The 14,097-nt window shown below is 70.1% G+C and carries 14 protein-coding genes; 6 read left to right on the forward strand and 8 right to left on the reverse strand.

Going from position 1 to position 14,097, the window contains the following annotated elements; genetic code table 11:
- Window positions 1-23: 23 nt before the first annotated feature.
- Window positions 24-1,589, reverse strand: coding sequence for an APC family permease (locus HL652_RS07710; protein ID WP_171704790.1), 1,566 nt, complete (start codon window positions 1,587-1,589; stop codon window positions 24-26).
- 39 nt (window positions 1,590-1,628) lie between these two features.
- Entirely contained in the window at window positions 1,629-2,444 is an 816-nt protein-coding gene (locus HL652_RS07715; protein WP_253743723.1) for a TrmH family RNA methyltransferase, read from the reverse strand.
- A 118-nt stretch (window positions 2,445-2,562) separates the two neighbouring features.
- Between HL652_RS07715 and HL652_RS07720 the strand changes: the two genes are divergently transcribed.
- Both HL652_RS07720 and HL652_RS07725 read left to right on the forward strand, forming a co-directional pair.
- A complete protein-coding gene (locus HL652_RS07720) occupies window positions 2,563-3,432 on the forward strand; it encodes a Sir2 family NAD-dependent protein deacetylase (RefSeq protein ID WP_171704792.1) in 870 nt (289 codons plus the stop codon).
- Between the two features lie 70 nt (window positions 3,433-3,502).
- Window positions 3,503-4,129, forward strand: coding sequence for a histidine phosphatase family protein (locus tag HL652_RS07725; RefSeq protein ID WP_171704793.1), 627 nt, complete (start codon window positions 3,503-3,505; stop codon window positions 4,127-4,129).
- On the opposite strand, the gene HL652_RS07730 is transcribed toward HL652_RS07725, so the two are convergent.
- Entirely contained in the window at window positions 4,056-5,186 is a 1,131-nt protein-coding gene (locus HL652_RS07730) for a glycosyltransferase family 4 protein (RefSeq protein ID WP_171704794.1), read from the reverse strand. The genes HL652_RS07725 and HL652_RS07730 overlap by 74 nt on opposite strands.
- Window positions 5,183-6,136: an alpha/beta fold hydrolase gene (locus HL652_RS07735; protein ID WP_171704795.1), complete on the reverse strand. Its 954-nt coding sequence runs from the start codon at window positions 6,134-6,136 to the stop codon at window positions 5,183-5,185. The genes HL652_RS07730 and HL652_RS07735 overlap by 4 nt, the downstream gene beginning before the upstream one ends.
- 95 nt (window positions 6,137-6,231) lie before the next feature.
- On the opposite strand from HL652_RS07735, the gene treS reads away from it, so the two are divergent.
- Together treS and HL652_RS07745 are read left to right on the forward strand one after the other, a co-directional pair.
- Complete coding sequence (treS, locus tag HL652_RS07740) at window positions 6,232-7,935, forward strand: maltose alpha-D-glucosyltransferase (RefSeq protein ID WP_171704796.1); 1,704 nt, start codon at window positions 6,232-6,234, stop codon at window positions 7,933-7,935.
- A gap of 78 nt (window positions 7,936-8,013) precedes the next feature.
- Window positions 8,014-8,871: an exonuclease domain-containing protein gene (locus HL652_RS07745; RefSeq protein ID WP_171704797.1), complete on the forward strand. Its 858-nt coding sequence runs from the start codon at window positions 8,014-8,016 to the stop codon at window positions 8,869-8,871.
- Here HL652_RS07745 and HL652_RS07750 read toward each other — a convergent pair.
- The 4 genes from HL652_RS07750 to glgA form a co-directional block, all read right to left on the reverse strand.
- Complete coding sequence (locus HL652_RS07750; protein ID WP_171704798.1) at window positions 8,857-9,648, reverse strand: HEAT repeat domain-containing protein; 792 nt, start codon at window positions 9,646-9,648, stop codon at window positions 8,857-8,859. The genes HL652_RS07745 and HL652_RS07750 overlap by 15 nt on opposite strands.
- A gap of 73 nt (window positions 9,649-9,721) precedes the next feature.
- Window positions 9,722-9,979 (reverse strand): type B 50S ribosomal protein L31, encoded by a 258-nt coding sequence (locus HL652_RS07755; RefSeq protein WP_171704799.1) that lies wholly within the window; start codon window positions 9,977-9,979, stop codon window positions 9,722-9,724.
- A gap of 92 nt (window positions 9,980-10,071) precedes the next feature.
- Window positions 10,072-10,854, reverse strand: a complete 783-nt coding sequence (locus tag HL652_RS07760) for an ABC transporter ATP-binding protein (RefSeq protein ID WP_171704800.1) — start codon at window positions 10,852-10,854, stop codon at window positions 10,072-10,074.
- Between the two features lie 60 nt (window positions 10,855-10,914).
- Window positions 10,915-12,099, reverse strand: a complete 1,185-nt coding sequence (gene glgA, locus HL652_RS07765; protein ID WP_171704801.1) for a glycogen synthase — start codon at window positions 12,097-12,099, stop codon at window positions 10,915-10,917.
- 48 nt (window positions 12,100-12,147) lie between these two features.
- Here glgA and HL652_RS07770 point away from each other — a divergent pair, with 48 nt between their 5' ends.
- Window positions 12,148-13,392, forward strand: coding sequence for a glucose-1-phosphate adenylyltransferase (locus HL652_RS07770; protein WP_171704802.1), 1,245 nt, complete (start codon window positions 12,148-12,150; stop codon window positions 13,390-13,392).
- Window positions 13,389-14,087: a phosphoserine phosphatase SerB gene (gene serB / locus HL652_RS07775; protein ID WP_171704803.1), complete on the forward strand. Its 699-nt coding sequence runs from the start codon at window positions 13,389-13,391 to the stop codon at window positions 14,085-14,087. Before HL652_RS07770 ends, serB begins: the two co-directional genes overlap by 4 nt.
- The last annotated feature ends 10 nt before the right edge of the window (window positions 14,088-14,097 follow it).

The raw sequence follows: 14,097 nt of genomic DNA on the forward strand, positions 1-14,097 counted from the left end.
GGCGCCCCGTGACCATCCGGAGGCTACATGCGCCCGCCGTCGACCGAGTAGGGCACGGGGTGGTCGTCTTCGGGCACCAGCACCTCGGTGTCGCGGTTGAGGCTCTCGCCCCGGAAGAAGGCCTTCGCCCGCGGGAAGAACGCCCAGATCACCATGAGCACGGCCCCGAGCGCGAGCGACCCGATGCCGATGACGAACACTCCGCCGATGCCGAAGATGACGGTGTAGCCGTAGTCGGGGTCGTACATGTCGATCGCCGACTGGATGAACGCCGCCGTCAGCATGAGCCCGCCGAGGAGCGGGAACAGGCCCTTGAACAGGAAATTGCGGGCCGAGGTGAAGATCTCGCGGCGGAAGAACCACACGCACGCGAAGCTCGTGAGCGAGTAGTAGAACGCGATGGCGAGGCCGATCGAGAGGATGGTGTCGGCCAGCACGTTCTCGCTCACGATCGTCATGCTCACGTAGAAGGCCACGGCGACCACGCTCATGAAGATCGTCGCGAAGCGCGGCGTGCGGAACTTGGGGTTGATGCGGCCGAAGGCCTCGGGGAGCGCGCGGTAGGTGGCCATGGCGAGCGTGCCGCGGGCGGTGGGGAGGATGGTGGTCTGCGTCGACGAGATCGCCGAGACGCACACGGCGATGACGAGCAGCCATGCCCACGGCCCGAACACGGCGTCTTTGAGGGCGAAGAACACGTCTTCGGCGTTGCCCTCGTTGCCGAGCCCGAGGCCCGAGTCGCCGAGCCCCGCGAAGGCCATCGCCGCGACGGTGACCGACACGTAGGTGACGAGGAGGATGACCGTCGAGAGCACGGCGGCGCGACCCGGGGTGCGCTGCGGGTCTTTCGTCTCCTCGTTGAGCGCGAGACAGGTGTCCCACCCCCAGTAGATGAACAGGCACAGGAGGATCGCCTCGGTGAAGCCCGAGAGCGAGGTGAAGGCGAAGGGGTTGAACCAGTCGAGCTGCGGGGTCGTCGAGCCGGCCGGCGCGGTGCCGGCGAAGACGTTCCAGAGCGCGAACACCACGAACAGGGCGAGCGCGAGGTACTGGATGGCGAGCAGCACGTTCTGCAGCCGCTCCCCGATCTCGAGGCCGCGCACGCTCACGAAGGTCATCACGCCGATGAACACGACTCCCGTGGCGGTGACGAGCGGCACGTTGTCGTAGAGGTCGGGGTTGTTCGTGAGCAGCCAGAGGTACTTGCTGCCGATCTGCGCCAGGTTCGCCAGCACGATGATGCCGGCCACCGCGACGCCCCAGCCGGCGAGCCACCCCGTCCAGGGCCCGAACGCCTTGGTCACCCAGGTGAACGCGGTGCCGCAGTCGGGCACGGCGCGGTTGAGCTCACGGTAGGCGTAGGCGGTGAGGAACATCGGGATGAATGCCAGGACCATCGCGATCGGCGCCTGGGCCCCCACGGCCAGCACGACGAAGCCGACGGTCGCGGCCAGCGAGTACACGGGGGCCGTCGAGGCGAGCCCGATCACGGTGGAGCCGAAGAGCCCGAGGGTGCCCGTCGCGAGCCCCTTGCCACCGGTGGGCGGCGACGCGGAGGCGGCGGATGCGGCGGCACTCTTGTCGGTCATGGACGGTCCTCCCTTGGAACGGTAGGGGAAGCCTAGTGCTCAGCGACGCTCCGCCGTGAGAAGTGCGTAGAGCGCCACGGCAGATGCCGCAGCGACGTTGAGCGAGTCGACCCCGTGCAGCATCGGGATCTCGACATTCACGTCGGCGGCCGCCAGCGCCCGCCAGCCGAGTCCGTCGCCCTCAGAGCCCATCACGACGGCGACCTTCTCGGGGGCCGTGGCCGCGAACTCCTGCAGCGTGACCGAGTCGTCGACGAGCGCGAGCGCGGCGATCGTGAACCCCGCGTCGTGCAGCAGCGGCCCCGCATCCTTCCACTCCGGCAGTCTCGTCCACGGCACCTGCAGCACGGTGCCCATGCTCACCCTCACGCTCCGGCGGTAGAGCGGGTCGGCGCAGCGCGGGCTGATGAGCACCGCGTCGGCGCCGAGCCCCGCCGCCGAACGGAACGCGGCGCCCACGTTGGTGTGGTCGACGATGTCGTCGAGCACCACCACCGTGCGCGCTCCGGCGAGGAGCTCTGCCGGGTCGGGGAGCGCGGGCCGGTGCATCGACGCCAGGGCGCCCCGGTGCATGGCGAAACCGGTGAGACGCTCGAGCAGCGCGTCGTCGGCCACGAACACCGGTACCTCGGGGAACCGCTCCCCCACCCAGGCCAGCGACGGCAGCCACTTCTCCTGCAGCAGCACCGAGCGCGGCACATGACCGGCAGCCACGGCGCGCTCGATGACCTTGCTCGACTCGGCCAGGTAGAGGCCGCCGGCCGGCTCGAGCTTGCGGCGGAGCGCCACGTCGGTGAGGTCGGCGTAGTCGGCGAGCAGCGGATGCTCGAGGGAGTCGATGGGGATGACGGACACGGGTGGGCTTTCGCTCGACGGTTGGTACCGCTCCACTCTGCCAGGGTGGAAACATCCCCGAAAACTTCGCACCGTAGACTCGTAGCGAGTCGGCGCACCTGGCCGGCGAGGAGGTGTCATGGTCCCGCTCGTGTCCTCTGTGCCCGACGAGTCGGCGGAGGCGGTCCCCACCGCTCTGCCGCCCGAGGTCGTGCAGGCCGCCGAGATCCTCGCGGGCAAGCGGATCGTCATGCTCACCGGGGCCGGTGTGAGCACCGACTCCGGCATCCCCGACTACCGGGGCGAGGGCGCGCCGGTGCGCAACCCGATGACCTTCGACCAGTTCCTGGCCAGCGAGAGCTTCCGCAAGCGCTACTGGGCCGGCAGTCACCTGGGCTGGCGCATGTTCGACGCCGCGCGGCCGAACGCGACCCACCTGCTCCTCGCCGAGCTCGAGGAGGCCGGCGTCGTCAACGGCGTCGTCACGCAGAACGTCGACGGGCTGCACACCCGCGCCGGCACGCGGCACCTCGTCGACCTGCACGGGTCGATGGACAGGGTGGTCTGCCTCCGCTGCGGCCAGTTCTACGCCCGCTCCGACATCGCGCAGCGCATCGCCGACGACAACCCGGGCGTCACCGAACCGGAGCTCGTGCGCATGGCGCCCGACGGCGACGCCGCCGTCGCCGAGTACGAGTCGTTCGTCGTGCCCGCCTGCACCGTGTGCGGCGGGGTGCTGAAGCCCGACGTGGTGTTCTTCGGCGAGTTCGTGCCCACCGAGAAGTTCGCCGAGGCCAGCGCCATGGTGTCGGCGGCGGAGGCGATGGTCATCGCCGGGTCGTCGCTCGTGGTGAACTCGGGAATCAGGCTGCTCGAGCAGGCGCGGCGGCGCCGGCTGCCGATCGTCATCGTGAATCGCGGGGTCACCAAGGGCGACGGGCGCGCCGCCCTGAAGATCGACGGCGGGGTGGCGGAGACGCTGACCGCCCTCGCCCCCCTCCTCCGCTGACGCGGGCCCGCGCATCCGGAACCCCGGGGGCGCGGAGGGCTCGGAGGGCTCGCCGCCTAGGATGGAGGCGATGACTACCTTCACCTTCGTGCGGCACGGCCAGACCGACTGGAACTTCCAGAAGCGCATCCAGGGCGCCACCGACGTGCCCCTCAACGAGACGGGGCGCGAGCAGGCCAGGGAGACCGGTGCGGTGCTCGCCGAACGGCAGTGGGACGGCATCGTGGCGAGCCCGCTCTCGCGTGCCAAGGAGACCGCCGAGATCATCGCCGGCATCGCCGGTCTCGGCGAGCCCGAGATCGTCGCCGCGCTCGCCGAGCGCAGCTACGGCGAGGTGGAGGGCCTGAACGGCGAGGAGATCCGCGCGCGCTTCCCCGACCCCGATGCCCCGGTGCCGGGCCGCGAGTCGCGCACGGCCGTGGTGCGGCGGGTGCTGCCCGCCCTCGAGATGCTGGCGGAGGAGCACCCGGGGCAGGCGCTCATCGTGGTCTCCCACGGCGGCGTCATCGGCTCGCTCGTGCGGTACATCACCGAGAAGGCGCTGCCGCAGCGGGGTCAGCTCATCGCCAACGGCTCGGCCCATGACTTCGTGCTCGACGACGGGCACCTCTCGCTCGCCGAGTTCAACGGCGTGGCGCTCGACCCGTCCATCCGCTCACGAGCTCCGCTAGCGCTCGAGCTGACGCTTCCCAGCTGAAGCCCTCGGCGACCTCCCGCGAGGCCAGCGACCGGCGTCGCCACTCCTCCGGATCTTCGAGCCGTGCGATCTGCCGCGCGAACGCGGCGGGGTCGCGCGCCGGCGCGTACAGGGCCGCACCCTGCCCGATCTCGTGGAACACCGGGATCTCACTGACCACCACGGGCGTGCCGTACCCCATCGACTCCACCAGCGGGATGCCGAAGCCCTCGTCGAGCGAGGCCGTCACCAGCGCGGTCGCCCGCTGCAGCAGCTCGTGGTACTCCTCGTCGCTCACCCCGTCGTGGAAGACCAGCCGTGCCGAGGGGTCGATCGCCCGCAGGCGGGTCTTGTCGGCATCCGTCGCCCGGCTGAGCAGGTGCAGCTCGAAGCCCGGCAGCTCGCCCACGGCCCGCACGAGCGTCTCGACGTTCTTGTAGGGCATGAACGAGCCCATGTAGAGCAGGGTCTTCGCGGCGGCGCGGGTCTGCGCCTCGTCGGCCGCGGCGTCGGCGACGGCGCGCTCGGGCAGGTCGGCGGCGTTGCGGGCCACCACGACGGGCTTCGTGGTGAGGTGGTGACTCGCGATGAGCGCCTCGGTGGTGTGCGAGACGGTGACCACCGCATCCGCCCGGTTGAGCAGCATCCGTTGCGGCCACCAGGCCTTGTGGTAGAGCCGCCACAGGATGCGCACGAAGGCCGGCAGGTCGTGCGGCGGTTCGGGGTTGGAGTAGTAGATGAGGTCGTGCACCGTGAGCGCCAGGCGGTAGCGGCGGCCGAGCGTACCCATGGTCTGCATGGGGCTGATGACGGCGTCGGGGGCGGCCGTGCGGTTCACCTGCAGGGCCACCAGCGGTTCGAGCACGCTCGTGGGGCCCGAGACCTTCACCCACGGCAGCTCGGGCAGCATCTCGAGCTGCCGCTCGTCGCTGATGATCATCGTCAGCTCGAACGGGGCTGCGGATGCTGCGGATGCGTTCTGCAGCTCGGCGAGGGCCGTCACCACGCCGGCGGTGTAGCGGCTGATGCCGTCGTGGCGCCCGATGCGGGTGTAGCGGCAGTCGAAGGCGAGCTTCATGCCGGGCGCTCCTCGGCGAGGAAGGCCTCGATGGCCGCCGCCGCCTCGACGGGGCGCTCGTAGTGGATGAGGTGGCCGACGTTCTCGAGCACCACGAGTCGGGCGTCGGGCATGGCGCGCTGCACCTCGTGCTGGGCGGCGAGCGGGGTGATGTCGTCGTCGTCGGCGGCGATGAGGAGGGTCGGCACGGTGACCTGTGCCGCGTACTCGCTGACGTCGTGACTGACGGAACCGCGGAAGGCGTCGAGCACGACCGAGCGGCTGGCGAAGGCGGAGAAGTAGCGGGAGTGCTGGTCGTGGATCCAGCGGAGCAGGTGGCGGTCTTTCGTGCGCGACATGGTGATGCTCACGATGCGCACCACGAGGGCGCTCCGCAGCAGCGCGAAGCCGAGTTTCTCGGGCACGGCCGCGGAGAACCAGTAGTAGCCGATGGCGAGGCGCGTCATCACTCCCTTCGGGCCCTTGAGTGCGGGGGCCGAGATGGGGTTGATGAGCACGGCGTCGTCGACCTCGAGGCCGCCGGCGAGGGCGGCGGAGGAGACGATGGAGCCGAAGGAGTGGCCGACGACGACCAGGCGGGCGTTCGGGGACTCTCGGCGCACCCGGTCGACCAGCTCGCGCAGCCAGGCCACGTAGCCGTCGACGTCGTGGTCGCCCGCGAGGGGGCCGGAGTCGCCGAAGCCCGGGAGGTCGGGGGCGACGATGCGGCGGCCGCGGGCCGCTTCGGAGGCGGGGTCGCCGAGCTGGGCGATGACGGGTTCGAGGCCGTGGTGGTCGCCGCGGAAGCCGTGCACGACGATGAGCACGGTGTCGGCATCGGCCCGGGCTGCCTCGTCGGCGCCCGCCGCGCCGTACTCCCAGACGTGGGTGCTGCTGCCGGCGAGGGCGAGGGTGCGCGTGGTCACCGGCAGACGGGCGAGTTCGACGGCGTAAGGCGAGGCGACGGTCATCCCGACCAGCATACGGTGGCGGTCGCGGCCGGGAGGACTAGCGTTGAGGTCAGAACGCGCTGACCGACGTTTCCGAGTTTCCGAAGGGAACCCCTGTGAGCTTCACCGCCCCCATCCAGTCGCCCGGTCTCACCCTCGACACGCAGTGGTACAAGCGGTCGGTCTTCTACGAGGTGATGATCCGCTCCTTCGTCGACTCCAACGGAGACGGCTTCGGAGACATCGCCGGGCTGATCTCCAAGCTCGACTACCTGCAGTGGCTCGGCATCGATGCCCTGTGGCTGCCGCCGTTCTACCAGTCGCCGATGCGCGACGGCGGCTACGACGTCTCCGACTTCAAGGCGGTGCTGCCCGACTACGGCACGGTCGAGGAGTTCCGCGACCTGGTGACCAAGGCGCACGAACGCAACATGCGCATCCTCATCGACTTCCCGCTCAACCACACCTCCGACCAGCACGAGTGGTTCCAGCAGTCGCGCGAAGACCCCGACGGGCCCTTCGGCGACTTCTACGTGTGGAGCGACACCGACGAGAAGTACGAGAACATCCGCATCATCTTCGTCGACACCGAGGAGTCGAACTGGACCTTCGACCCGGTGCGCCGGCAGTTCTTCTGGCACCGCTTCTTCTCGCACCAGCCCGACCTCAACTTCGAGAACCCGGCGGTGCACGAGGCGATCTTCGACACCGTGCGGTTCTGGCTCGACATGGGGGTCGACGGCATCCGTCTCGACGCCATCCCGTATCTCTACGAGAGCGACGAGGGCAACGGCGAGGGTGAGCCGAAGACCCACGAGTTCATCGTGAAGCTGCGCGAGATGATCGACACCGACTACCCGGGGCGCATGCTCGTGGCCGAGGCGAACCAGTGGCCGCGCGAGGTCGCCGCGTTCTTCGGCACCGAGGAGGAGCCGGAGTGCCACATGGCCTTCGACTTCCCCGTCATGCCGCGCATCTACTACTCGCTGCGGTCGCAGAAGGCCGACGAGCTCATCCGGGTGCTGTCGGAGACGACCCAGATCCCCTCCTCCGCCGCCTGGGGCGTGTTCCTCCGCAACCACGACGAGCTCACGCTCGAGATGGTGTCGGAGGAGTACCGGCAGGCGATGTACGGGTGGTACGCCTACGACCCGCGCATGCGGTCGAACATCGGCATCAGGCGCCGGCTCGCGCCGCTGCTCGACAACTCGCGGGCGGAGCTCGAGCTCATCCACGCGCTGCTGTTCGCGCTGCCGGGCTCGCCGTTCCTCTACTACGGCGACGAGATCGGCATGGGCGACAACATCTGGCTGCCCGACCGCGACGCCTCCCGCACCCCGATGCAGTGGACACCCGACCGCAACGCCGGGTTCTCCACAGCCGACCCGGGCAAGCTGTTCCTGCCCGTGGTGCAGTCGCTGGTGTACAACTACACGCTGGTGAACGTCGAGTCGCAGCTGGCGCAGTCGCGGTCGCTGCTGCACTGGATCCGCAACGTCATCCACGTGCGGAAGGCGCATCCGACCTTCGGGCTCGGCAGCATGGAGGTGCTCTCGACCGACCACGAGTCGGTGATGGCGTTCGTGCGCTCGTACGAGGGTTCGGGCGACGTGTTCGGCGACGGGCCCGAAGACGTGCTGTGCGTGTTCAACTTCGCGCACAACCCGACCTCGGCCACGGTCACCGCGCCGCAGTTCGCGGGGCGCAAGCTCTACGACCTGTTCGGGCACGGGGAGTTCCCCGCCTTCGATGAGGAGGGGCGCGTGACGCTCACCTTCGGCACGCAGACGTTCTACTGGCTGCACGTCGGGCGCGACTGAGCATTCTCGCTCGCCGGAGTCGGCGGGTGCCGGGTGTCGGTCACGGCCGGTGACGGTGGTGTCGGGCAGACTGGCGCGATGGAGATCGTTGACGTCCCCCTGTTCGACCTCCCGGCCGAACCGGAGGTCCTTTCGAAGACTGCCGTGGCCCCGGTCGTCGTGGTGCAGCCGGCGCTGTTCGAGACGGCCGAGGTGCTGCTCAGCCCGCTGCCGGCCTGGGCCGAGCGGCTTGTGGTGTTCGACCTCGAGACCACCGGCATCGACGTCGAGACGAGCAGGGTCGTCACCGCGAACGTGAGCCGCCTCGACGCGAGCGGCGTCGTCACGCGCCGGCGTGATTGGCTGGCCGACCCCGGCGTCGAGATCCCGCTGCAGGCCACCGCCGTGCACGGTGTCGCCACCGCCCGCGCCCGCGCCGAGGGCCGCCCGGCCGCCGAGGTGGTGGGCGAGATCGTCGAAGAGCTGCGCGCCGCGCTCGAAGACGGCTACGCGCTCGTCATCTACAACGCGCCCTACGACCTCACGCTGCTCGCCCGCGAGGCCGTGCGCCACGGCGTCGCGCCGCTCGTCGGCCCGTTCCCCGTCATCGACCCGCTGGTCATCGACAAGCGGGTCGACCGCTACCGCAAGGGCAAGCGCACCCTCGAGGTCACCGCCTCCGTCTACGGCGTCGACCTCACCGACGCCCACGACGCCGGAGCCGACGCCATCGCCGCCGGTCGCGTCGCCCAGGCCCTCGGGCTCCGCCACGGCGCCGACCTCGCCCTCACCGCCGCCGAGCTCCACACCGCCCAGATCGCCTGGCACGACGCCCAGTGCGACTCCTTCGAAGACTACATGCGCACCACCCGCGACCCCTCCTTCACCGCCCGCCGGGGCTGGCCCGAGGTCCCTGCGCCCGTGCCCGCGGCGGTCCCTGTGTCAGCTGATCGCTAGGCGGGCGCTGAGAGCGGATGCGCGGGTCGGGTCGGCCTTCGTGAGACGGGTCTTGGTGAGGTTGTCGCGGACGATCCGGCGTGCATCCCGGTCGTTCGACGAGGCCAAGCGCTCGAGGGCGGAGAAGGTCTCGGCGGGGGCGGCGACGCCGACGACGCTGAAGGCGTAGCCGAGGGTCTGGCGGAGCACGCGCACGGCCTCGGCGAGCCGCGCGTCAGCGCGACGCGACTCGGCGGGGACGCTCAGGAGCAGAGCCGTGCAGCCGTCGAGCAAGCGCAGGGCGCCGAGGGCGTCGGCGTGCTGCTTGACCAGGCGCGGCTCGGCCGCCGCCGCGGCCACCGCGCGGGCGCGCAGCAGTCCGTCTGCGGAGGGCGGGGCGGCAGTGTGCCACTCCCCCGACCAGTTCGTCAGCAGCGCCCAGAACGCGGGCCGGTCGGCGTCGCCCAGGCGCTGCAGCGCCAGGGCGACGCCCTCGCGCACCCGCCAGCGGTCGTCGGTGGCGAGGTCGGCGAGGCGCCGCGCGAGCTGCGGGGAATGCTCCGCGGGTGCCTCGGCGAGCAGCCGGCCGAGCCCGATCGTGCCGCAGAGGGCCTCGTATTCGTCTGTGCTTTCGCTGAGGGTGTGCAGCATCCGCTCGTCTGCCGTGTCGGCCACCGCCTGGGCGAGCGTGAGGTTCGCCCGCGGCCCGGGCAGACCCGAGTGCTCGGCCAGGTAGCCGGCCCACTCTCCCGCCGGTAGACCGGCCAGATCGGCACGGTAGGCGCTTGGTGAACTCACGACACCAGTGTGCCGCACGCAGACGACCCCACCGGCCGAAGCCGATGGGGTCGTCTGGTGGATCGAGCCGAACTTACTTGCTGCCGCCGAAGCCCTTGTAGCGGCTGTTGAACTTCTCGACGCGACCGGCGGAGTCGAGGATGCGCTGCTTGCCCGTGTAGAACGGGTGCGACTCCGACGAGATCTCGACGTCGATGACGGGGTAGGTGTTGCCGTCTTCCCACTCGATCGTCTTCGACGACGACACGGTGGAACGGGTGAGGAAGGTCGCGCCCGAGGCGAGGTCGCGGAAAACCACTGCTTCGTACGTGGGGTGGATGTCGGTCTTCATAGTGGTGTCCTTGAGTACTGCGATTCGATGGGGGATGCGGTGAAATCTTCGGCCTCGACGAGCGGGCCAGCTAGAAAGTTTAGCAGAGCACCTCAGGCGGCGCGAGCTACGAAACGCCCGTCGGTCTCGGTGAGGGCGATCGGCAGGCCGAAGGTCTCCTCCAGGCGCTCCGAGGTGAGCACCTCGCCGAGCGGGCCCTGGGCGACGATGCCGCCGCGGCCGAGCAGCAGGGCGTGGGTGAAGCCCACGGGGATCTCCTCGACGTGGTGGGTGACCATCACGATCGCGGGCGCCTCGGGCGCCGAGGCGTAGCCGCCGAGCAGCGTCAGCAGCTCCTCACGGGCGCCGAGGTCGAGCGAGGCGGCAGGCTCGTCGAGCAGCAGCAGCTCGGGGTCGGTCATCACCGAGCGCGCGATCTGCACGCGCTTCTGCTCGCCGTCGCTGAGCGAGCCGAACAGGCGGTCGGCGAGGTGGTCGAGCTTCCACTCGCTCAGCACGCGCTGTGCGCGGCGCTCGTCGATCTCCTCGTAGGCCTCGTTCCAGCGCCCGGTCACCGAGTAGGCGGCAGTGAGCACGACGTTCAGCACGGTCTCGTTCGCCGGGAAGCGACGGGCCATCGCACTCGACGCGAAGCCCACGCGCGGCCGCAACTCGAACAGGTCGACCTCGCCGAGGCGCCCGTCGAGCACCTGCACCGAGCCGCTCGAGGGGTGGCTCATCGCGGCCGCGATCTGCAGCAGCGTGGTCTTGCCGGCGCCGTTCGGCCCGAGCACCACCCAGCGCTGATCGCCCTCGACCTTCCAGTGCACATCCCGGATGATGGTGGTGCCATCGCGGACAACGGAGACGTCTTCGAGATCGAGCACAGTGGGCATGCTCCAAGCCTAGTCAACCGGGAGACCCCGATTGCACCGTCGCTCCCGGCTCGGCGGATACTAATCGACGAGTGTGCGGTAGATCTCGGCGGTCTGGGCGGCGATCGCGGCCCAGCTGAACTCGGCCTCCGCCCTCGCCCGCCCTGCACGGCCCATCTCGGCTGCGCGCTCCGGGTCGGTGACGACCTCGGTGAGCGCCCGGGCCAGGTCGGCGACGAAGCGGTCGGGGTCGGTGGGGGTGCCGGTGCCGTCCTGCAGCTGATCGATCGGCACGAGGAGGCCCGTGACGCCGTCGTCGACCACTTCGGGGATGCCCCCGGTCGCCGTGCCGACGACGGGGAGCCCGCACGCCATCGCCTCGAGGTTCACGATGCCGAGCGGCTCGTACACCGAGGGGCACACGAACACCGTCGCCGCGGTGAGCACGGCCGTGAGCTCGTGCTGCGGCAGGATCTCCTCCACCCACACGATCCCCGTGCGCGTCTGCTGCAGCTCGCGCACCGCCGAGCTGACCTCCTCCATGATGGCGGGCGTGTCGGGAGCGCCCGCGCAGAGCACCACCTGCACCTCGGCCGGCAGCTGAGCGATCGCCCTGAGCAGGTACGGCAGTCCCTTCTGGCGGGTGATGCGGCCGACGAACACGACAGTCGGCCGAGACGGGTCGATGCCGAGGCGCTCCAGCACGGAGGCGTCGTCGTTCGGCTTCCAACGCGCCAGGTCGATGCCGTTGTAGACCACCGTGACCTTCGACTCGTCGAGCGCCGGGTAGGAGCGCAGGATGTCGCGACGCATGCCGTGGGAGACGGCGATGACCGCATCCGCCGTCTCGAAGGCGTCTTTCTCGATCTGCGACGAGATGCGGTAGCCGCCGCCCAGCTGCTCGGCCTTCCACGGGCGCAGGGGCTCGAGCGAGTGCGCGGTGACCACGTGCGGCACGCCGTGCAGGAGCGCCGACAGGCGGCCCGCGGCGTTGGCGTACCAGGTGTGCGAGTGCACCAGCGAGGTGCCCGCGGTGGCCTCGGCGATCTGCAGGTCGACGCCCAGGGTGGTGAGGCTCGGGTTCGCCCCGGCGAGCTCGGCGGGCACCCCGTAGGCGTAGACGCCCGGCTCGTCGCGCGGCGCACCGAAGCAGCGCACCGCCACGTCGAGGTGCTCGCGGAGCCCCTTCACGAGCTCGGCGACGTGCACACCGGCACCCCCGTAGACCTCCGGCGGATACTCTCTGGTGATGACGTCGACTCGCATGCTCGAACCGTAGTACAGACCGGCCGAAACCTCATTAGGGTTAGGGCTATGGCAGCCTCAAAGAAGATCTTCGGCATCGTCCTCGCCGGCGGCGAGGGCAAGCGCCTCATGCCGCTCACGGCCGACCGGGCGAAGCCGGGGGTGCCGTTCGGCGGGGGCTACCGGCTCATCGACTTCGCGCTGTCGAATCTCGTGAATTCGGGGCTGCAGCAGATCGTGGTGCTCACCCAGTACAAGTCGCACTCGCTCGACCGCCACGTCTCGCAGACCTGGCACCTGAACGGCCTGCTCAACTCCTACATCGCCTCGGTGCCCGCGCAGCAGCGCCTCGGCAAGCGCTGGTTCAGCGGCTCGGCCGACGCCATCCTGCAGTCGCTCAACCTCATCCGCGACGAGAACCCCGACATCGTCGTCGTGGTCGGCGCCGATCACGTCTACCGCATGGACTTCGAGCAGATGATCGAGGCGCACATCGCCTCGGGCGCGGGCGCCACGGTGGCCGCCATCCGTCAGCCCATCGAGCTCGCCGACCAGTTCGGCGTCATCCAGACCCAGGGCGACGACCCCACCCGCATCTCGGAGTTCCTCGAGAAGCCGAAGAACGCGGTCGGTCTCGCCGACTCCCCCGGCGAAGTGCTCGCCTCGATGGGCAACTACGTCTTCGACGCCCAGCAGCTCATCGACGCCGTCATCCGCGACGGCGAGCGGCCCGAGTCGAGCCATGACATGGGCGGCGACATCATCCCCGACTTCGTCGCCTCCGGCAACGCCGCGGTCTACGACCTCAACCGCAACGACGTACCGGGCTCCACCGACCGCGACCGCTACTACTGGCGCGACGTGGGAACCATCGACTCGTTCTACGACGCGCACCAAGACCTCATCTCGGCGCTGCCCGTGTTCAACCTCTACAACGAGCGGTGGCCCATCTACACGCAGGCGCTGAACTCGCCGCCCGCGAAGTTCGTGCGCGACAGCAAGGGCAACCCCGGGGTCACCGTCGAGTCGATCGTGTCGCTCGGCTGCCTCATCTCGGGCGCGCGCGTCGAGGGCAGCGTCGTCGGGCCGTGGACGACCGTCGACTCCGGCGCCCTCGTGCAGCAGTCGGTGCTGTTCGACCGGGTGCACATCGAACCGGATGCTGTGGTGCGCCGCGCTATCCTTGACAAGAACGTGGTCGTCGCGGCCGGTGCCCAGATCGGGGTCGACGCCGAGCGCGACCGCGAGCGGGGCTTCACGGTGACCGATTCCGGCATCACCGTCGTCGGCAAGGGAGTGCGCGTAGAGCCATGAGTCATGAGGTGCTGACCGAGGTCGATCCCACCCCGAGTCAGCATCAGACTCACCCCGACACGCGATTCCTGGTCGTGCTCGACGTCGACTCGACGCTCATCGAGAACGAGGTCATCGAGATGCTCGGCGACCTCGCCGGCTGTCACGCCGAGGTCGCCGAGATCACCGAGCGCGCCATGCGCGGCGACCTCGACTTCGCCCAGAGCCTCCAGGCCCGCGTCGCGCTGCTCGAGGGCCTCCCCGACAGCGCGTTCGACCAGGTGCGCTCGGCTATCACGGTGACGGCGGGCGTGCCCGAGATGATCGCCGCGCTGCACGCGGCAGACGGCCTGGTCGGTGTGGTGTCGGGCGGCTTCCACGAGGTGCTCGACCCGCTCGCCGAGTCGCTCGGCCTCGACCACTGGCGCGCCAACCGCCTCGGCGTGCGCGACGGCCGCCTCACGGGCGAGGTCTCCGGCCCCATCATCGACCCGCAGAGCAAAGCGGATGCGCTCCTCGAGTGGGCAGCATCCGCCGCCATCCCCCTCTCCCGCACGGTCGCCGTCGGCGACGGCGCCAACGACCTCCGCATGATGGAGGTCGCGGGCCTCTCGGTCGCCTTCCACGCCCGCCCGAAGGTGCGGGAGAACGCCGACGTCATCATGAACGTCCGCGACCTTTCCCAACTCCTCCCCCTCCTAGGTCTGCGCGGCTGAGCTCGGCGGG

It is taken from the genome of Herbiconiux sp. SALV-R1, assembly GCF_013113715.1.
In the GTDB taxonomy this organism is placed as follows: Bacteria; Actinomycetota; Actinomycetes; order Actinomycetales; family Microbacteriaceae; genus Herbiconiux.

Coding starts and splice junctions, on each gene's coding strand:
- HL652_RS07710 (WP_171704790.1), bottom strand. CDS start 1,589: ATGACCGACAAGAGTGCCGCCGCATCCGCCGCCTCCGCGTCGCCGCCC.
- HL652_RS07720 (WP_171704792.1), top strand. CDS start 2,563: ATGGTCCCGCTCGTGTCCTCTGTGCCCGACGAGTCGGCGGAGGCGGTC.
- HL652_RS07725 (WP_171704793.1), top strand. CDS start 3,503: ATGACTACCTTCACCTTCGTGCGGCACGGCCAGACCGACTGGAACTTC.
- HL652_RS07730 (WP_171704794.1), bottom strand. CDS start 5,186: ATGAAGCTCGCCTTCGACTGCCGCTACACCCGCATCGGGCGCCACGAC.
- HL652_RS07735 (WP_171704795.1), bottom strand. CDS start 6,136: ATGACCGTCGCCTCGCCTTACGCCGTCGAACTCGCCCGTCTGCCGGTG.
- HL652_RS07745 (WP_171704797.1), top strand. CDS start 8,014: ATGGAGATCGTTGACGTCCCCCTGTTCGACCTCCCGGCCGAACCGGAG.
- HL652_RS07755 (WP_171704799.1), bottom strand. CDS start 9,979: ATGAAGACCGACATCCACCCCACGTACGAAGCAGTGGTTTTCCGCGAC.
- HL652_RS07760 (WP_171704800.1), bottom strand. CDS start 10,854: ATGCCCACTGTGCTCGATCTCGAAGACGTCTCCGTTGTCCGCGATGGC.
- glgA (WP_171704801.1), bottom strand. CDS start 12,099: ATGCGAGTCGACGTCATCACCAGAGAGTATCCGCCGGAGGTCTACGGG.
- HL652_RS07770 (WP_171704802.1), top strand. CDS start 12,148: ATGGCAGCCTCAAAGAAGATCTTCGGCATCGTCCTCGCCGGCGGCGAG.
- serB (WP_171704803.1), top strand. CDS start 13,389: ATGAGTCATGAGGTGCTGACCGAGGTCGATCCCACCCCGAGTCAGCAT.